Source organism: Micromonospora luteifusca (assembly GCF_016907275.1).
GTDB lineage: Bacteria > Actinomycetota > Actinomycetes > Mycobacteriales > Micromonosporaceae > Micromonospora > Micromonospora luteifusca.
The window spans coordinates 136995-156232 of the sequence record NZ_JAFBBP010000001.1 but is presented as its reverse complement, the minus strand read 5'-3'; the positions used below and the strand labels follow the sequence as shown (position 1 = coordinate 156232).

Here is a 19238-nt window from a genome sequence, read left to right as displayed (position 1 = left end):
GCACCTCGCCTGAGGTCAGTCGTTGTCGGTTCGCCGTACGTTCAGCCCCGGCGTGGTCTCCCGGTCGCCGGCGGGGACGAAGATGTGAGCGGCCAGCGCGAGCGCCACGACGGCGGCGACCAACAGCGGCGGCCAGCCGCCGGCCCACGGCAGCACCAGCAGTGGCGCGAGCTGCCAGGCCACTCGCCGCCACGGCACGACCCAGGACACCAGCAGGGCTAACAGGACGCGACCGAGCACGAACAGCGCCGGGCCGCCGACGATCAACATGAGCCACCGCACCGGTGTCGTTCCGGTCGGATGGCCGACGACCAACTCGAACGAGGCCGCCGTGGCGACCACGCCGGCCAACAGCACCAGATGAGTGTACGGAGCCAGCCGCACCGGCCGGTGCGCCTTGGCCTCGGCCGCCGCCAACAACTCGCTCGCGCGGAAGACGTAGATCTGCCAGAGCAGCAGCATTGTGGCGAACGCGCAGAGCAGGGCGACGACCCGGAGAAATTCGAGGTCGCCCCGGCTGACCTGCAGCGTCGGCAACAGGACGATGTCGCCGAGGGCCAGGATGACGAACTGCTGGTACCTCTCACCCAGGTGCCCGGTGATCCGCTTGTACTGGTCGATGGGCACCTGGCCCAGCCGGGGCGTGGGGTAGCGGGCCGCCGAGGCGACCAGGTCGATCGCGATGGCGATGGTCCAGAGCCCCCAGTTGGGACTGTTTGACAGCGCGCCGGTGACCCAGAAGACGCCGGACACCGTGAACCAGAAGAGAAACCGGGTAGCCCGCTGCCTGGCCGTGTGGTGCCCCTGCCGGTGCAGGGCGGCGACCAGGATGATGCAGCGAAGCAAATGCGTGCCGACGTACGAGAACACGAAGAGCAGCAGGTGCCCGACGCTGACCATCGGCAGCGCTACTGCCATCCCCACCGAACCGACCATGGCGATCATCAGGACGGCCTGGATCGGGCGCTGCCGCGGGTTGTAGAACTCGGTCGTGGTCGCGGTGAGCGACCAGGTCCACCAGATGGCTGTCAGCATCAGCAGCACCTTGGCGATGCCGGACCAGGTGCGCTCTTCGGTCAACAGCGTCGATATCAGCGCGAGGGCGGCCACGAAGACCACGTCGAAGAGCAACTCCAGCAGCGTGGCCCGGGCCGACCCCTCCATCCGGCGTACCAGCGCCGCATTTTCTCCGGTGGTCATGCCCGGCCTCCCGCCGTGTCTCCGAGGATTATCGGCGGTGCCGGAGTGGCTCGTCCCCGGATCGGCGTTTCCCGCGAGTCGGGGAAGAGGGCGGCCTGTGGTTGCCGCGGCAGCAGGCTCTACGGCGCCGGCAACTGCACCGCCGGCGGCACCACTACTACTACCAGCCGATCGCGGAGGTGCTGGCCGCGTACGGGCTGACGCTGCCCTGACCCTCGGGAAGCACCCCCCGCAGCGGGTTGCTCGTCTCGCGCGGGGGACCTAGGCTCGGCGACGCCCAGGACCCCCGCCGCGAGGACGTGTGCCCCGATGCCGACCAACCCTCGACCTGACCGGGTGACCGTCCCGGCGGTTCCCCCGCCGGTCGAGGTGGCAGCAGTGGGGGAGACGATGGTGGTGCTCTGCCCCGCCCCCGGTGAGCCGCTGGAGCACGCCGAACAGGTCGCCGTCTCGGTCGGCGGCGCGGAGTCCAACGTGGCCGGATACCTGGCCCGCCTGGGGCACCAGGCGGCCTGGGTGAGCAGGGTCGGGGACGACCCCTTCGGCCGGGCCGTCGTCCGGCACGTCGCCGCCGCGGGCGTCCGCGTCGACCAGGTCAGCGTGGACCCGGGCGCCCCGACCGGGATGTACGTCAAGGACCCGGGCCCGGACGGGACCGCCGTGCACTACTACCGGGCGGGATCGGCGGCTTCCCGTATGGACCCTGCCACGCTGGCCGCCCCGGGGCTGGCCGGTGCCCGTGTGCTGCACCTGTCCGGGATCACCCCGGCGCTCTCCGCCTCCTGCCGGGCGCTGGTCGAGCACGCGGTGACCAACCGACCGCTGGTGGGGGCGCTGATCAGTTTCGACGTCAACCACCGGGCCCGGCTGTGGCCCGCCGAGCAGGCCGCGCCGGTGCTGCGTGACCTCGCCGACCGCTGCGACCTGGTTTTCGTCGGCCAGGACGAGGCGGAGACGCTGTGGGGCAGCGCCACCCCGATGGCCGTACGCGAACTGTTGCCCGGACCGGAGACGGTGGTGGTCAAGGACGGCGCGGTGGGTGCCACCGTGCTGTGCCGTGACGCCGAGCCGATCTTCGTCCCGGCGCCGCGGGTGACGGTGGTGGAGCCGGTCGGCGCCGGAGACGCGTTCGCGGCCGGCTACCTGGCCGGTCTGCTGCGCGGGCTTGACCCGGTTCGGCGGTTGCGCCTCGGTCACCTGGTCGCGGCGCAGGCGTTGACCAGCAGCGGTGACAATGCCCCGGTCCCGCCGTGGGCCTGGTTCGAGAGGCTGATCGCCGCCCCCGCCGACGCCTGGTCGCCGCTCGACCTGACCGGCACGCGGGCGACGACCTGAGTCGTGTCGTCGTGGTCCGACCGGACCACCGGGCAACGTCGTGGTCCGACCGGACCACCGGGTAACAGATTCACCGCTACCTCAGATGGAGTGCAGCATGACCACAGCGGACTTCGACCACATCTTCGGCGGCGCCCGGGTGATGGCGATCCTGCGCGGCCTGCCGGTCGCCGAGACCGTCCGGCTCGCCGAGCGTGCCTGGGACCTCGGCATCGACGTGGTGGAGGTCCCGGTGGCCACCCCCGATGCCGTGCCGTCGCTGCGCGCCGCCGTCGAGGCGGGCACCGAGCGCGGCCGGATCGTCGGCGCGGGCACCGTGCTCGACGTCGCACAGGTCGATGCGGCCGCCGACGCGGGTGCCGCGTTCACCGTCGCGCCCGGCCTGGACCTCGCGGTCGCCGACGCGGCCGCCGCGCGTGGCCTGCCGCACCTGCCCGGTGTGGCCACCCCGACCGAGGCCCAGCAGGCGCTGCGGCACGGCCTCACCTGGCTCAAGGCGTTCCCCGCGATCTCCCTCGGGCCGGCCTGGTTCAAGGCCGTCGCCGGCCCGCTGCCGCAGCTGCGCTTCGTCGCGACCGGCGGCCTGGACGCGAGCAACGCCGCCGCGTTCCTGCAAGCCGGCGTACGGGTGGTGGCGGTCGGCTCAGCGCTGTCCGACCCAGACCAGCTGGACCAACTAGCCGAGCTGACCAAGCCCGCGACCTGAGCCAGCGGTGGCGGGTTTGTGCCATGTCGTTTATGCGCCGGGGTTGGGTGGCTGGTGAGAGTGGGCGTTGCACCGATGCTGTGCTGCGTACCACTTCTCGACACAAAGAGGTCATCTTGGCTCTGTCCCACCGGCGTCGTCGATCCGGGCTGATCGCCCTCGGCACCGCCCTCACCCTGGCGGCCGGGTTCACCCCACCCGCCGCGGGGGCGTCCGCCGCCCCGCCGAACACCCCCGACCGTCCGGTGGGCCTTCCGCCGGCCGCCGCCGGACGTGCGTCCACTGTCACTCTGATCACCGGTGACACGGTCACGGTCACCACCGCGGCGGACGGCAGCACCGTGTCGACCGTGCGTCGACCGGACGGCAGCACGCCGACCTTCCACCGCACCGTGCTGCATGGCGACACGTACGTGTACCCGGACGCCGCGTTGCCGTACGTCACCAGCGGCGTGCTGGATCGGCAGCTCTTCAACGTCACCGAGCTGATCGCCGACGGCTACGACGACGCCCACACCGACAAGCTGCCGCTGATCGTCACCATGACCGACGCGGCGGCCCGCAACCGGACCCGCCCCACGGTGGACGGCGCCGAGCTGGTCCGGCCGTTGGACAGCGTGCAGGGCGCGGCGCTGACCCGTCAGCGTGCCACCGCCGGCCGGTTCTGGACCGCGCTCACCGCCGGCTCGGCGGCGCGCCGTAGCGGTGACGCCCCGACCCTGGCCAATGGCATCGCCAAGATCTGGTTGGACGGCCGGGTGCACGCCGACCTGTCCGAGTCCACCGCGCAGATCGGTGCGCCAAAGCTGTGGGCCGAGGGCAACACCGCCGCCGGTGTCGACGTCGCGGTGCTCGACTCCGGTGCGGACGCCGAGCACCCGGACCTGGCCGGCCAGATCGCCGAGTCCAACAGCTTCGTGCCGGAAGAGCCGGACATCCTCGACTACAAGGGACACGGTACGCACGTCGCCTCGACGATCGCCGGGACCGGCGCCGCGTCCGGCGGTGTCGAGCGGGGCGTCGCCCCCGGTGCCCGGCTGCACATCGGCAAGGTCCTCAACAGTGAGGGCAGCGGGCAGGACTCGTGGATCATCGCCGGCATGGAGTGGGCGACCCGGGAGCAGAAGGCCCGCGTCGTCAGCATGAGCCTGGGCGGTGAGGCCACCGACGGCAGTGACCCGATGAGCCAGGCGGTCGACCGGCTCAGCGCCGAGACCGGCGCGCTCTTCGTGATCGCCGCCGGTAACAGCGGCCCGGCCACCATCGGCAGCCCGGGAGCCGCCAACTCCGCCCTCACCGTGGGCGCGGTCGACTCCACCGACCATCTCGCCGACTTCTCCAGCCAGGGCCCGCGTGCCGGAGACGGCGGGCTCAAGCCCGAGATCACCGCCCCCGGCGTGGACATCCTGGCCGCCCGTTCCCACCTCGTACGGGGTGGCTCCGGGGACTACACGCTGATGAGCGGCACGTCGATGGCCACCCCGCACGTGGCCGGCACGGCCGCGCTGGTCGCCGCCGCACACCCGGACTGGACCGGTCAGCGGATCAAGGAGGCGCTGGTCAGCACGGTCAAGGCCACCCCCGACTACACCCCGTACCAGGCGGGTGCCGGTCGGGTGGACGCGGTCGCCGCCGTGCACGCCACCGTCTTCGCCACCCCGAGCGCCTACTCCGGCTTCCAGGCCTGGCCGCAGCAGCCGGGGATGACCGTCGACCGCACGGTCACCTACACCAACGGCGGCAGCACCCCGGTCACGCTGCGGCTGGCCCTCGACGCGGCCACCGCGCCGGCCGGTCTGTTCGCTCTCTCCGCTGACACGGTCACCGTGGCCGCCGGCGGGACCGCCACGGTGACGCTGACCGCGAAGTACGACAAGCTGCCGGTGGAGAAGCAGGTCAGCGGCATGATCGTCGCCACTGACGACGCCGGTACGGTCCGTGGTCGCACCCTGATCGGTGCTGGCAAGGAGGGCCAGCGGCAGAACCTGACGCTGATCGCCAAGGACCGGGACGGCAAGCCGCTCGTCGGCAAGGTCATCCTCACCACCGACGGGCTGTTCACCGCTGTGGACCTGCCCGAGAGTGGCACCGCCACGCTGCGGCTGCCGGTGGCGAGCTGGACCGGTTGGATCTCCGCCGACGTGCGGGGTGTGAACGGGCCGCGCTCCAAGGGGATGGCGATGCTCAGCTTCACCGACGTCAACCTGGACCGGGACCGCACCGTCACGCTGGACGCGCGGGCCGCTCGGCAGGTGCAGGCGGAGGTGCCGCAGGAGTCCACCGCCACCGCGCTGCGGATGGACATCCACCGGTCCACCGCGAACGGCCTCACCGAGAGTCAGGTGCTGCCCAACGACTCGTACGACAGCATGTGGGCGTTGCCGACGAGCACTGAGGTCACCGACGGCGAGTTCGAGTTCGGTGCCCGGTGGCGGCTTGAGCAGCCAGCGTTGACGGTCTCGGTCGGCGGCCGTTCGTACGACGATCTGTTGGTGAAGCGGGCGACCCCCGCGCTGCCGGCCGGTCGTCGCCAGTTGGACGCGGTCTACGTCGCCGACGCGTCGGCGGCGGGTCTGGCCAAGCGTCCGGTCCGGGACCGGGCGGTGGTGGTCCGGCGCAGCGACACGGTGGACATCGCCACCCAGGCGCAGGCCGCCGCGGCGGCCGGGGCGAAGCTGCTGCTGGTGGTCAACGATGGCGTGGGCCGGCTTGACCCCTGGGACGAGGCGCCGTGGAGCCCGGAGAGCCCGGCCCCGGTGACCGTGGCGACGCTCACCGCCGACGAGGGCGACCAGCTCGTCGCGGCGGTGGAGCGCGGCACGGTGCGGCTGACCGTCGAGTCGCATCCGGAAACCAGCTACCTGTACGACGTCGCGCACCACTGGACCGGCACCGTGCCGGCCGACCCCACCTACCGGCCCTCCGCGCGGCAGTTGGCCCGGGTCGACGTCGAGTTCCGCAACTACCGGCCGGGCAAGGCGTTGGAGTTCCGCACCGACATCTGGCGGGGCATGGCGTCGAGCAACCAGGAGCCCGCCCCGGCGCAGGGGCGGCGCACCGACTGGGTGAGCGCCGACCAGCGGTGGCTCGACGACGCGTTCATCGCCGGTGAGACCGGCCAGCACATGATGGACGTGGTCCGGTACCCGGCCGGCAAGCGGAGCACCGTCGAGTGGTTCGGCCCGATCCAGCGACCCCGGATGGGTGCGCTGGGCTACCAGCCGATCCGCTACCTGGACACGGTCTACCTGCCCGCGCCCGGCTGGGGCGACGGGGGTGGCCACATCGGTGAGGCGGGCGCCAACTACGACATGGTCAACCGGACCACCCTCTACCAGGGCGACAAGGAGCTGAACTGGGGCAACGCCGAATACCTCCAGGTCTCCGGCCTGGCCGAGCAGCGGCTGCCGTACCGGTTGGTGGTGGAGAACGACCGGGCCGCCTGGACCAACCCGTACTCCCGGCAGACCCGCACCGAGTGGGGCTTCAGCTCGGCGGCCACCGGCGAGGAGTCGTCGGAGCCGCTGCCGATGATCCAGCTGGACTACCAGGTGGCCATCGACTCCGACGGTAAGGCGTCGCGGCGGGCGCCGCTGACCGTGGTCGCCTCCCACCTGCCCGGCATCTCGGGCACGGTCGGTCCGGTGACCGTCGAGGTGTCCTACGACGACGGCGCCACCTGGCAGAAGCAGCGCCTGACCCGGCACGGCGACGGCTGGCGTACCTCGCTGTCGGCACCGGCGAAGGCCGGCTTCGTGAGCCTGCGCACCACCGCGCGGGACTCGGCTGGCAACACCGTGAGCCAGGACATCACCCGGGCGTTCGGCCTGCGCTGACGCCACAGTGGCCGGCCGCCGGTCGGGGTGCCCCGCGCATCCCGGCCGGCGGCCGTTCCGTTTCCGGTGTCAGGCCTGCTCCTCGGTGAGCTGGTCCCAGTCGGTGCTCACCGGAAGCAGCTCACCGGCCAACCACGCGGCGCTCTGGTCGCCGTGGTGTGGGTCGCCGGGCACCCCACAGGCGCCCAGCGGCACCACCCAACGGCTGTCCGCGCGCCGGGCCAGGTCCCAGACGAAACGCGCCGCCGGCCCCCGGAAGGACCAATGGGTGACCCCGGGCACGCTGGAGGTCGCCAACACGCAGTCGTGGTCACCGTCGAGTCGGGGCCCGGGCCCACCGTCCGGGTCGGGCAGCGCCCGCCACGGCACCAGCCGGTGCAGGTCACCCCAGCGCACCTGCCCAGATGCGTCGGCGACCTCGTCGGCCGCCGCGCGGACCAGCACGGCCACGTCCACGCCGGGCAGCGAGGTCGCGCCGAGCAGGTGCTCCAGTGCGTGACCGACGCGCGGCGTCAGCGCCAGCCAGGGCGCGAACACCTCCGGGTACGCGGGCGGCTCGGCCAGCGCGGCCAACGCCGGGTGGGCGGCGATCCGGCGTACGACAGCGGCCCGCAGGGTGGCGAAGTCCGCGGCGTCGGTGCTGTCGGCGGCCATCCGCCGGTCCCAGCGCAGCAGCCGTTCGCGCAGCGCGGCGGCCGCCGGGTTGAGCCCGGTCGCCTCGGCCAGCACCGCCAACAGTGGGCCGGCCGAGCCCAGGTAGGTGTCGGTGTGCACCGCGGCCATCTCGTCGGCCGTCCAGGCCGCACCGGCGTCGAGCAGTTCGGCGATGCGGTGCGCCCGGTGCGGCGGGGCGAACTCGACCCCGAGCGGCGCCGCCAGCCCTCGCTCGTTGGCCATCACCGCCCGGCCGACCACCTCGACCCGCGGCAGCGGCGCGTACCAGCCCTGCCAGGCGTACGCGGCCTCCCAGGCGGGAACCACCCGCCGGCCGTTGTCCGGATGCCGCAACGGCACCGCCCCGGCGACCCGGTGCAGCAGCCCACCGGCGGTGTCCGCGGCCTGGACCACGTTGACCGGCTCCACCCAATGCCGCAGCGCGTGGTCCACCTCGGTCACCGTGCGGGCGCGCAGCAGCTCCGGCAGCGTCGCGAAGCCGAGCTCGGCGCGGACCCGGGGTGGATAACGCAGGCTGATCGCCGTCTCGTCGTCCGGCCCACCGACGATCACCGGACCCCGGTCGGTCTCCACCACCTCGACGTCGACCGGGTCGGCCCCGGCCACCTCGATCGTCTCGACGTGGGAGTGCACGGTCCGCCAACCGTCCGGGCCGAAAGCCTGCACGCGGTGCCCCTGGCGACGCAGCCGCTCGGCGTACAGGTCCTGGTAGTCGGCCATCGCGTTGGTGATGGCCCAGGCCACCTGGCCGGTGTGCCCGAAGTGCGCGATGCCCGGCACACCCGGCACCGCCAGCCCGACCACGTCGTACTCCGGGCAGGCCAGTCGGATCTGCTGGTAGACGCCGGGATCCTCGATGAACCGGTGCGGGTCGCCGGCGAGCAGCGCGGCTCCGGTGCCGGTGCGCTCGGCGGCGAGCAACCACCCGTTGCTGCCGGCGACGGCCGGCCCGTCGGTGGCGAAGGCCTCGACCGCGTCGGGACCGAGCCGCTGCGCCACGTGCTCGCGCCAGAGCTTGCCGGGAAACCCCGCGAACAGGATGTGGTGGCCCAGCCAGACCGCCAACGGTGTCCACGGCTCCCACCGGCCGGGGGACAGCCCGGTGGCGGCGAACTCCGGCGCCCGGGCCGCCCCGGCGGCGAGACCCGCGTTGACCCCGTCCACGTACGCGTCCACCCACTCGGCGGTCGCCTCATCGAGCGCCGCGTGGCAGCGGCGTGCGGTGTCGTCGAGCCGGACCTGCCGGGCGAACCGGTCCCAGCCCAGTGCGTCGACGCCGAGGAACGCGGCGCTGGTGCCCTGGGCGCGGTGCCGTTCGACCTCGATCTGCCAGGCCCGGTCGTACGCGGTCACCCGACCCTGTGCCGCCGCCAGTGCGAGCGGGTCGTCGGCACGCAGGTGCGGCACGCCCCACGGGTCGCGGAAACGCCGGGACTTCATGCCCGCTCCGATGCGGTGGCGGTGGCCCGGCGCCGGGCGGCGGGTACGACCACCGGCGCGAGCACCGCGCAGTACGGCAGCAGCCAGCGCAGGTCCGGGCCGGTCAGCGCGCGTACCAGGTGCGGCACGAGCAGCCCGACGAAGACGATCGGACCGCACGCGGCCGTCGCCGCGCCGCAGAGCAGAGTGACCGCGACGATCACGGCGGCGCGGATCAGCGCGGGTCGGGCGCCCAGCGCTCTAGCCGCGTCATCGCCGAGCGCGAGTGCGTTCAGCGGGCGGGCGGCGGCGAGCGCCACCAGCAGACCCACCAGGATGAACGGCAGCACCCGCGTCACGGTCGCGGCGTCCGCGCTGGCCAGCGAGCCGACCGTCCAGAACCGCAGCCGCTCCAGCGAGGCCGTGTCCAACAGCATCACCGCGCTGACGTACGAGTAGAGGGTGGCGTTGAGCGCCGCACCGGCAAGCGCGAGGCGGGCCGGGGTGGCGCCACGCCCGCCGCCGACGGCGTAGACGAGCGCGAGCGCGGCGCCGGCAAGCAGCCCGAGCAGGGTACGGGGCAGGCGCATCCGGTGCACCACGGCGGCGATCAGGCCGGCGGAGCGGGCCGCCCGACGGCCACGCCGCACCGGGGGTACGGCGTCCGTGGCTGGCACTGATGGTGCCGGCCTGGTGACGGTGGGTGTGGCGTCCAGTGTGGGCTCCGGGGTTGTGGTGACACGGTGAACCGCTGTTGACAATGACCGAGGTTAGGCTAACCTAACCCCGCCGCCCCGGTCGACCCCGACCAACCCTGATCGAAAGACAACACCATGCCCGATGCCCTGTCCGCCCGCCGCCTCTCCCGCTGTGGCCTCCTGGCCGCCGGTGGCGTCGCCACGCTGGCTGCCCTGCTCGCTGGCTGCGGCAAGGACGACACCGCGAAGCCCTCTGCCGGCAACGGAAGTGGCCCCTGGTCGTTCACTGACGACCGCGCCAAGAAGGTCGAGGCGGCGACCCGTCCGGCCCGCGTGGTGGCCTTCACCGGAGTGGCGGCAGCTCTGATCGATTTCGGTCTGGACGCGCAACTCGTCGGCGTTTTCGGGGAAACCAAGCGTGCCGACGGCACGGCCGACCCGCAGGCCGGCGACCTGAACATGGAAGCCGTCGAGATCCTCGGCAACGTGTGGGGCGAGTTCAGCCTGGAGAAGTACGCGGCGCTGCGCCCCGAACTGCTGGTCACCCACATGTACGACCCGGACGCGCTCTGGTACGTGCCGGACGAGAGCAAGGACAAGATCCTCCCGCTCGCGCCCAGCGTGGCGATCACCACCGCCCGCGTACCGATGACCAAGCCCATCGAGCGGTACGCGGCGCTGGCCGAGTCGCTCGGCGCGGACCTGTCCGCGAAGAAGGTCACCGACGCGAAGGCGCGCTTCGACGCCGCCAGTGACGCCGTCCGGCAGGCGGTCAGGACCAACCCCGGGATCAAGGTGCTGGCCTGCTCCGGCAGCCCCGACCTCTTCTACGTCTCCAACCCGAAGGTCAGCACCGACCTGATGTACTTCGCGGAGCTGGGCGTCGACATCGTGGTCCCCACCAAGCTCGAAGCCGGCGACTACTTCGAGGCGCTGAGCTGGGAGAGCACCGGCAAGTTCCCGGCCGACGTGATCCTGCTGGACAACCGCAGCACCGCGCTGCAGCCCAAGGACCTCACCGCCAAGCCGACCTGGCTGCAACTGCCGGCGGTCAAGGCCAACCAGGTGACCCCGTGGGACGCGGTGCCCCGCTTCTCATACGCCGGCGCCGCGCCGCTGCTGGAGAACCTCGCCACCGCCATCCGCGCCGCGAAGAAGGTCAGCTGACGCCATGACTGTGCCGACGTACCCCGTCGAGATGACCGCGCCGCCCCTGGTGCCAACCGCCGCGCGGGCCCACCTGCTGCACGACGGCTCGGTTGAGCGATACCGGCAGACGATCGCCGACGGCGTCGACCGGGTTGCCCGCCGGGTGGCCACCGTCGATCGCCCCGGCACCGGGATCACCCCCGCCGAGCTGGCCCCGCTGGTCGACCGGGTGGACCTGGACCGGCCGTTGGGCGACGCCCGCGCGGCACTGGACGAGCTGGAGGACGTCTACCTGCGCGACGCCGTCTGGTTCCACCACCCCCGCTACCTCGCCCACCTCAACTGCCCGGTGGCGATCCCGGCGCTGCTCGGCGAGGCGGTGCTCACCGCCGTGAACTCGTCACTGGACACCTGGGACCAGAGCGCCGGGGCCACCCTCATCGAACGACGGCTGATCGACTGGACCGCCGAGCGGATCGGTCTCGGCCCCGGCGCGGACGGCGTCTTCACCAGCGGCGGCAGTCAGTCCAATCTGCAGGCGCTCCTGCTGGCCCGCGAGGAGGCGTGCGCCGAGGCGATCGGCCCGGCGGCGCGCGCCGAGCTGCTGCCCAGGCTGCGCGTCCTCACCTCGGCGGCTGGTCACTTCAGCGTGCAGAAGTCGGCCAAGCTGCTCGGCCTCGCCCCGGACGCGGTGATCGCGGTGCCCACCGACGCCCGGCGCCGGATCCGGCCGGCCGCCGTCCGCGAGGAGATCGCACGGTGCCGGCAGGCCGGGCTGGTGGTGATGGCTGTCGTCGGCACCGCCGGCACCACCGACTTCGGCTCCATCGACCCGCTCACCGACCTGGCCGGGATCTGCGCGGCAGCCGACGTCTGGCTGCACGTCGATGCCGCGTACGGCTGCGGTCTGCTCGTCTCGCCGACGCGGCGGCACCTGCTCGACGGCATCGAGCGGGCCGACTCGGTGACCGTCGACTTCCACAAGTCGTTCTTCCAGCCGGTCAGCTCCAGCGCGCTGCTGGTCCGCGACCGGCAAGCGCTGCGCCACGCCACCTACCACGCCGACTACCTCAACCCGGCACGGATGGTGGAGCAGCGCATCCCCAACCAGGTCGACAAGAGCCTGCAGACCACCCGCCGCTTCGACGCGCTGAAACTCTGGCTGACCCTGCGGGTGATGGGCCCGGACGCGCTCGGTGCGCTCTTCGACGAGGTGGTCGAACGGGCCGCCGATGCCTGGCAGTTGGTCAGCGAGGATCCTCGCTTCGAGGTGGTGACCCGCTCCGAGTTGAGCACTGTGGTCTTCCGCTACCTGCCCACCGGCCCGGGCCGGGAGTTGGCCGACGCCGCCAACCTGCACGCCCGGGAGGCCCTCGCGGCGTCCGGCCTCGCCGTGGTCGCCGGGACCCGGGTCGACGGCCGGCACTTCCTCAAGTTCACCCTGCTCAACCCGGCCACCACCATCGACGACGTCGGCCACGTGCTCGACCTGATCGCCAGCCACGCCGGCCGGTACGTGCACGACCACGTCGCCGCCGACCTGACCTGCCCCGTCGGCTGATGCCGATCAACCCGTCCCGTCGGCTGATGCCGATCAACCCGTCCCGTCGGCTGACGCCGGTGACCACGAACCCGCGCCTGGAGACCCCGATGTCCACCCACAACTTCATCGCCATTGGGTTGGGCCCGTACAACCTGGGACTGGCCTGCCTCACCGCGCCGATCGGCGAACTGGACGGGGTGTTCCTGGAGGCCCGGCCGAGCCTCGCCTGGCACCCCGGCATGCTGCTGGAATCGGCCCGGTTGCAGACCCCGTTCATCGCCGACCTGGTCAGCCTCGCCGACCCGACGTCGCCGTACTCCTTCCTCAACTACCTCAAGGAGATCGGCCGGCTCTACCCGTTCTACATCCGGGAAAGCTTCTACCCGCTGCGCAGCGAGTACGACGCGTACTGCCGGTGGGCGGCGGCGAAGCTGCCGAACCTGCGCTTCGGTCAGAGCGTGACCACCGTGGAGTACGACCCCGCCGACGAGCGGTACGTGGTGCGGGCCAGCACCGGCACGGGGGAGACCGTCGAGTATCGGGCCCGGCACCTGGTGCTCGGCACCGGTACCCCGCCGCACCTGCCCGACGCTGTCGCCGACCTGCCGGGCGACGCCGTGCACAACTTCCGCTATCTGGAGCATCGCACCGCGCTGCGCACCAAGCGCAGCATCACCGTGGTGGGCAGCGGGCAGAGCGCCGCCGAGATCTACCACGACCTGCTCGGCGACCTCGGCCGGTACGGCTACCAGCTCAACTGGGTGACGCGTTCGCCGCGGTTCTTCCCGCTCGAATACACCAAGCTGACGCTGGAGATGACCTCACCGGACTACGTGGACTACTTCCACGCGCTGCCCGAGGCGACCCGCTACCGGCTGGAGTCCGAGCAGAAGGGCCTGTTCAAGGGGATCAACGCCGACCTGATCAACGACATCTTCGACCTGCTGTACGCGCAGAGCGTCGACGGGCCGGTGAACACCCGGCTGCTCACCAACACCGAGCTGGTCGGCGCCGGCTACCAGGACGGGGCGTACACCCTCAGGTTGCGTCAGGTCGAGCAGGAGCGGGACTACACCCTGCGTACCGAGGGCCTCGTCTTCGCCACCGGCTACCGCTACCAGGTGCCGACGTTCCTCGCGCCGGTGCACGAGCGGATCCGCTGGGACGCGCACGGGCGCTTCGACGTGGCCCGCAACTACAGCATCGACCACAGCGGGCGGGGCATCTTCCTGCAGAACGCGGGCACCCACACGCACAGCATCACCTCACCGGACCTGGGCATGGGTGCCTACCGCAACTCCTGGATCATTCGCGAGTTGCTCGGCCGGGAGTACTACCCGATCGAGAAGAGCATCACCTTCCAAGAGTTCGGGGTGACGTCGTGAGCGTCGTCTTCACCCACGCCGACGGTCGGCTCGGCGAGTTCGCGCTGCGCACGCTCGACCCGGTCACCGATGCCGCACTGCTGCACACCTGGGTGACCCACCCGAAGGCGGCGTTCTGGCTGATGCAGGACGCCGACGAGGCCCAGGTGACCGAGGAGTACCAGCGCATCGCCGAGCACCCGCACCACGACGCGTACCTCGGGCTGTGGCGGGGGAGGCCCGCGTTCCTCGCCGAACGCTACGACCCGGCCCACGTCGAGCTGGTCGGTCGCTACGACCACCAGCCCGGTGACGTGGGCATGCACTTCCTCTGTGCGCCCGTCGGCACTCCGGTGCACGGCTTCACCCGGGCGGTGCTCGGCACGGTCATGACCTGGCTCTTCGCCGATCCGACGACCAGGCGGGTGGTGGTCGAGCCGGACGTGCGCAACACCGCCGTGCACGCGTTGAACGCGGTTGTCGGCTTCGAGGTCGTCGGCCCGATCGCCAAGCCCGAGAAGGACGCGCTGCTCAACGTCTGTACCCGCGCACAGTTCCAGGCCGCCACCGATCGCGCCGCCACCGACCGCGCCGCCACCCGAATCGAAGGAGTCCCGGCGTGACCGCCACCGCCGTCCCCGCCCAGCTCGCCGCGCCCACCGCTTCCGGCGACCCGGTCGGGCATCTCACCCCGCAGCGCTGGGCCCGGGCCAACCGGCTGCTGGTCCGCAAGGCGCTCGCCGAGTTCACCCACGAACGGCTGCTCACCCCGGAGCCCGTGCCGGGCCCCGATGACCGGCAGTGGTACGAGGTCCGCAGCGACGACGGCGCGGTCACGTACCGGTTCGCGGCGCGGGTGCTCGCCCTGGCGCACTGGCAGATCGACGCGGACAGCATCACCCGGCACCGCGACGGCGACTCGCTACCGCCGGACGCGGTGGACCTCGTCATCGAGCTGCGTGGAGCCCTGGGGCTCTCCGCGCGGGTGCTCCCGGTCTACCTGGAGGAGATCACCTCGACGCTGGCCGGCACCGCGTACAAGCTGGCCCAGGCCGCGCCGAGCGCCGCGGAGCTGGCCGACGCGGACTTCCAGACCATCGAGACGTCGATGACCGAGGGTCACCCCTGCTTCGTGGCCAACAACGGCCGGCTCGGCTTCGGCGTCGACGAATACCACAGGTACGCCCCGGAGGCCGCCGCCCCGGTCCGGCTGGAGTGGCTCGCCGCGCACCGGAACCACTCGACGTTCAGCAGCGCCGCCGACCTCGACTACGACACGCTGATCGACGGCGAGTTGGACGCGCAGACCCGGGCCCGGTTCGCGGCCACGATGGCCGCCCTCGGCCTGGACCTCGCCGACTACCACCTGATCCCGGCGCACCCGTGGCAGTGGTGGAACAAGCTGGCCGTCACCTTCGCCGGGGAGTTGGCCGCGCGTCGGCTGGTGCACCTCGGCCCCGGTCCGGACGTGTACCTCGCCCAGCAGTCCATCCGCACCTTCTTCAACGTCTCCGAGCCGAACCGGCACTACGTGAAGACCGCGTTGTCGGTGCTGAACATGGGTTTCATGCGGGGGCTGTCGGCCGCGTACATGGCAGCCACCCCGGCGATCAACGACTGGCTGGCCGACCTCATCGCCGGCGACGAGGTGCTGGCCGGCACCGGCCTGACCGTCATCCGGGAGCGGGCCGCGGTGGGTTACCGGCATCAGCAGTACGAGGCGGCGACCGACCGCACCTCCCCGTACCGGAAGATGTTGGCCGCTCTGTGGCGGGAGAGCCCGGTGCCCGACCTGGCACCGGGACGGCGACTGTCCACGATGGCCGCGCTGCTGCACGTGGACGCTGACGGCGGCTCGCTGGCGGCGGCGTTGATCGACCGGTCCGGGCTGGCGCCCGAGGTGTGGCTGCGCCGCTACCTGGACGCCTACCTGACCCCGCTGCTGCACAGCTTCTACGCCCACGATCTGGCCTTCATGCCGCACGGCGAGAACGTCATCCTGGTCCTCGACGAACGGGACACCGTCGAACGGGTGATTTTCAAGGACATCGCCGAGGAGATCGCGGTGATGAGCGCCGAGGTCGAGCTGCCCGCCGCGGTGGAGCGGATCCGGGTCGACGTGCCCGACGACACCAAGCTGCTGACCATCTTCACCGACGTGGTGGACTGCTTCCTGCGGCACCTGAACGCGGTGCTGGTCGAGGCCGGTGTGCTCGCCGAGGACGACTTCTGGCGCACGGTCGCGGCCTGTGCCACCGACTACTTCGACCGGGTGCCGCACCTGGCCGAGCGGGTTCGCCACTACGACCTGTTCGCACCGGAGTTCACGCTGTCCTGTCTCAACCGACTCCAGTTGCGCGACAACCAGCAGATGATCGACCTGGCCGACCCGTCGGCCGCGCTCCAGTTCGTCGGCACCCTCACCAACCCGCTGGCGGCCCACGCCCCGGCCCGGTGACGGCAATTTGGTGCGGGCGGGTCCCAACGGGTGCAATGGAGAGCATGGGATTCCTGAGTACCGCAAGCCTGCTCGCCGCCACCCTGACCACCGGCCTGACCGCCGGGCTGTTCGCCGCTTTCGCGTACGCGGTCCTGCCGGGTCTGGGGCGTGCCGACGACCGGACGCTGGTGCTCGCCATGCAGCGGATCAACGAGTCGATCCTCAACGGATGGTTCGCCGTCTGCTTCGGGGGCGCGCTGCTGTTCACGCTGCTCGCGGCGGCGCTGCATCTCGGTGCCGAGCGCCGCGCGCTGCTGCCGTGGATCGTCGCCGCGCTGGTGCTGTACGTGGTGGTGCTCGGCGTCACCGCCGTGGTCAACGTGCCGCTCAACAACGTGCTGGCCCGTGCCGGCGACGTCGACCGGGTCACGGACCTCGCGGCTCTGCGGGCGCGCTTCGAGGTCAGCTGGGTACGCGGCAACGTGGTCCGGGCCGTCGCCTCGACCGCCGCGTTCGGGCTGCTCGCCTGGGCGCTGGTCGCGGCGGGTCGGCTGCCGGGCTGACCCGCCTGCCCGCGCGGGGCGGTCGGGCGCCGTTCAGTCGGTTGTTTCGGCCGTCCCCGCCCCGCGGAACGCGCGGGCCAACTGGGCGAGGTCGAAGCCCTCGAAGTGCTGCAGGAACCGCCGGCGCACGGCGGCCAGGTGACTGGGCCAGGACTCCTCCAGGCGGGCGAAGCCCGCGTCGGTGAGGACGGCGTTCCAGCCCCGGGCGTCCTCCTCGCAGCGTTCCCGCATGACCAGGCCCTGCGTCTCCAGCCGGATGATGGTGCGGGTCATGCCGCTGAGCGAGAGGTAGCAGGCCGAGGCGAGCTCGTTCATCCGCATCCGCCGACCCGGCGCCTCGGACAGGTTCATCAGGGCGGTGTATTCGGTGAGCGGCAGCTGACGGTCGTTGACCATGTCGGCGTCGATCGTGCGGGGCAGCACGTGCATCACGTGGCCCAGGGCGCGGACCAGGGCCTCCTCGTCGGGCGTGAGGGGTTGCAGCGGCTCTGCGGAGGGATCGGACATCCCCCTATCATAGTTGCTTGACCGAGCAACTGCCCACTCTCAGTGTGATCGTGACCACGCCGAGAGTATTTGCTTGACCAAGCAAGCACCGATTAGCGTTCACGTCGCCAGGCAAGGACTTCTGAAAGGTGCCAAAATGACCAGGATCGGGATCATCCTCGGAAGCACCCGCCCGGGGCGTAACGGGGAAGCCGTCGCCCGTTGGGTGCTCGAGATCGCCAAGCAGCGTTCCGACGCGGAGTACGAGCTGATCGACCTGCTCGACTACCAGTTGCCGCACCTCGACGAGGCGTACCCGCCGTCGATGGGCCAGTACTCCCAGCCGCACACGCTGCGGTGGGCCGAGACGATCGCGTCGTACGACGGGTTCATCATCGTCACCCCCGAGTACAACCACTCCACCTCGGGTGCCCTGAAGAACGCGATCGACTTCCTGTACGCCGAGTGGAACAACAAGGCCGTCGGCTTCGTCAGCTACGGCTCGGTCGGCGGCGCACGCGCCGTGGAGCACCTGCGTCTGATCTCTGGTGAGCTTCAGATGGCCGATGTGCGTTCGCAGGTCGCTCTGTCGCTCTTCACCGACTTCGAGAACTTCAGCGTGTTCAAGCCCAACCAGTTCCAGCAGGACGCGCTGACCACCACCCTCGACCAGGTGGTCGCCTGGAGCACCGCGCTGGCTCCGCTGCGCCAGGCCTGATCGTTTCGAGCATTTCCGGAGACGGCCGCGGGATACCTCCCGCGGCCGTCTCCGTCTGCTCATTTCCCGGCCGGTCAGGCACGCCGAGCTTCGGCGAGCATGTCGAGCGAGATCTGCCACAGTCGCTCGGCCGCCGCCGGGTCGATCGCGTGGTCGGCGACGCCCTGCAACGGCGTTTCAGCGCTGTGGCGCACCGCCTGGTTGCAGTCCTCGAAGTACCGGCCGCCGGTGCCACTGAGCTGCGGCCAGGCGGCCAACAGCACCGAGGTCGCGGCCCCCTGCTCCGGGGTCTTGAAGTCGAATGCCGGAAGGTTCGCGTAGTCCTCTGGGGTGAGGTGCCGGCCCAGGTTCGTGGCGACCGCACCCGGATTGGCCGCGTTCACGGTGATGCCGTCACCGGCCCAGCGCCTGTTCGCCTCGACCGCGAACAACGCGGTGGCGGTCTTCGACTCGCCGTAGGCGAGCATGCGGTCATAGGGGCGCTCGCGGAAGTTCACGTCCTCGAAGACCATCGGCGCCTGCACGTGGGCGATGGAACTGAGCGACACCACACGGGCCTGGCCGGCTGCCGCGAGCGCCCGGTGCAGCCCCGTAGCGAGCGCGAAGTGGCCGAGATGATTGGTGGCGAACTGCAACTCCCAGCCCTCTGGCGTCCGCCTCTCGGGGGTCGCCGACACCCCGGCGTTGTTGACCAGGATGTGCAGGGGACCTTCCCAGGCCGCGACGAAGGCCGCGATCGAATCCTGGTCGGAAAGGTCCAACGGTGCGACGCGGACCGACCCGTTCGCCGTGGTGCTCCGAATGTCCTCCGCTGTCCGCTCGCCGGCCTGCACGTCCCGTACCGCCAAGGTCACCTCGGCTCCCGCGGTCGCGAGCGCCCGGGCGGTCTCGACACCGATGCCCGACGAGGCGCCGGTGACGATCGCGCGCTGCCCGGTGAGGTCGACACCGGCCACCACGTCAGCGGCGGTGGACCGGGCGTTGAAAGGCGTGGTGAAGCGTGTTGCACTCATGGTCAACTTCCTTCGATATGTGTCATCAGGTGGCGGCTACCGCCTCCCGAACGATCGTGCGCGGAGGTCTGCGAGACGGCCAACACACGCTTC

The 19238-nt window shown here is 71.6% G+C and carries 14 protein-coding genes and 1 pseudogene; 10 read left to right on the top strand and 5 right to left on the bottom strand.

Features of this window, described 5'->3' with window-relative positions; genetic code table 11:
* Positions 1–15 precede the first annotated feature (15 nt).
* Positions 16–1200, bottom strand: a complete 1185-nt coding sequence (locus JOD64_RS00705; RefSeq protein WP_204940370.1) for a low temperature requirement protein A — start codon at positions 1198–1200, stop codon at positions 16–18.
* A gap of 309 nt (positions 1201–1509) precedes the next feature.
* Between JOD64_RS00705 and JOD64_RS00700 the strand changes: the two genes are divergently transcribed.
* The 3 genes from JOD64_RS00700 (at position 1510) to JOD64_RS00690 (ending at position 7077) form a co-directional block, all read left to right on the top strand.
* On the top strand, positions 1510–2535 hold the full coding sequence (locus JOD64_RS00700; RefSeq protein WP_204940369.1) for a sugar kinase: 1026 nt from the start codon (positions 1510–1512) through the stop codon (positions 2533–2535).
* 97 nt (positions 2536–2632) lie between these two features.
* On the top strand, positions 2633–3241 hold the full coding sequence (locus tag JOD64_RS00695; protein WP_204940368.1) for a bifunctional 4-hydroxy-2-oxoglutarate aldolase/2-dehydro-3-deoxy-phosphogluconate aldolase: 609 nt from the start codon (positions 2633–2635) through the stop codon (positions 3239–3241).
* Positions 3242–3357: 116 nt separating this feature from the next.
* Positions 3358–7077, top strand: coding sequence for a S8 family serine peptidase (locus tag JOD64_RS00690; protein ID WP_204940367.1), 3720 nt, complete (start codon positions 3358–3360; stop codon positions 7075–7077).
* Between the two features lie 69 nt (positions 7078–7146).
* Here the strand turns inward: JOD64_RS00690 and JOD64_RS00685 are convergent, their stop codons facing one another.
* Both JOD64_RS00685 and JOD64_RS00680 read right to left on the bottom strand, forming a co-directional pair.
* A complete protein-coding gene (locus JOD64_RS00685) occupies positions 7147–9192 on the bottom strand; it encodes a penicillin acylase family protein (RefSeq protein WP_204940366.1) in 2046 nt (681 codons plus the stop codon).
* Positions 9193–9227: 35 nt separating this feature from the next.
* Positions 9228–9932: pseudogene (locus tag JOD64_RS00680) on the bottom strand (FecCD family ABC transporter permease); the annotation flags it as partial.
* A 72-nt stretch (positions 9933–10004) separates the two neighbouring features.
* Between JOD64_RS00680 and JOD64_RS00675 the strand changes: the two are divergent.
* The 6 genes from JOD64_RS00675 (at position 10005) to JOD64_RS00650 (ending at position 16928) form a co-directional block, all read left to right on the top strand.
* Positions 10005–11036: an ABC transporter substrate-binding protein gene (locus JOD64_RS00675; RefSeq protein ID WP_204940364.1), complete on the top strand. Its 1032-nt coding sequence runs from the start codon at positions 10005–10007 to the stop codon at positions 11034–11036.
* Positions 11037–11040: 4 nt separating this feature from the next.
* Entirely contained in the window at positions 11041–12579 is a 1539-nt protein-coding gene (locus tag JOD64_RS00670) for a pyridoxal phosphate-dependent decarboxylase family protein (protein WP_239559307.1), read from the top strand.
* Between the two features lie 89 nt (positions 12580–12668).
* Complete coding sequence (locus JOD64_RS00665) at positions 12669–13946, top strand: lysine N(6)-hydroxylase/L-ornithine N(5)-oxygenase family protein (RefSeq protein WP_204945832.1); 1278 nt, start codon at positions 12669–12671, stop codon at positions 13944–13946.
* Complete coding sequence (locus JOD64_RS00660; RefSeq protein WP_204940363.1) at positions 13943–14548, top strand: GNAT family N-acetyltransferase; 606 nt, start codon at positions 13943–13945, stop codon at positions 14546–14548. The genes JOD64_RS00665 and JOD64_RS00660 overlap by 4 nt, the downstream gene beginning before the upstream one ends.
* On the top strand, positions 14545–16383 hold the full coding sequence (locus JOD64_RS00655) for an IucA/IucC family protein (RefSeq protein ID WP_204940362.1): 1839 nt from the start codon (positions 14545–14547) through the stop codon (positions 16381–16383). The genes JOD64_RS00660 and JOD64_RS00655 overlap by 4 nt, the downstream gene beginning before the upstream one ends.
* 44 nt (positions 16384–16427) lie before the next feature.
* Positions 16428–16928: an anthrone oxygenase family protein gene (locus tag JOD64_RS00650; protein ID WP_307813142.1), complete on the top strand. Its 501-nt coding sequence runs from the start codon at positions 16428–16430 to the stop codon at positions 16926–16928.
* 33 nt (positions 16929–16961) lie between these two features.
* Here JOD64_RS00650 and JOD64_RS00645 read toward each other — a convergent pair whose 3' ends face one another.
* On the bottom strand, positions 16962–17435 hold the full coding sequence (locus tag JOD64_RS00645) for a MarR family winged helix-turn-helix transcriptional regulator (protein ID WP_204940360.1): 474 nt from the start codon (positions 17433–17435) through the stop codon (positions 16962–16964).
* 136 nt (positions 17436–17571) lie between these two features.
* Here JOD64_RS00645 and JOD64_RS00640 point away from each other — a divergent pair, with 136 nt between their 5' ends.
* Entirely contained in the window at positions 17572–18132 is a 561-nt protein-coding gene (locus JOD64_RS00640) for an NADPH-dependent FMN reductase (protein ID WP_204940359.1), read from the top strand.
* A 74-nt stretch (positions 18133–18206) separates the two neighbouring features.
* On the opposite strand, the gene JOD64_RS00635 is transcribed toward JOD64_RS00640, so the two are convergent.
* The gene (locus JOD64_RS00635) at positions 18207–19145 is read right to left on the bottom strand and encodes an SDR family NAD(P)-dependent oxidoreductase (protein ID WP_204940358.1); all 939 of its coding nucleotides are present in this window, start codon (positions 19143–19145) and stop codon (positions 18207–18209) included.
* Positions 19146–19238: the final 93 nt, after the last annotated feature.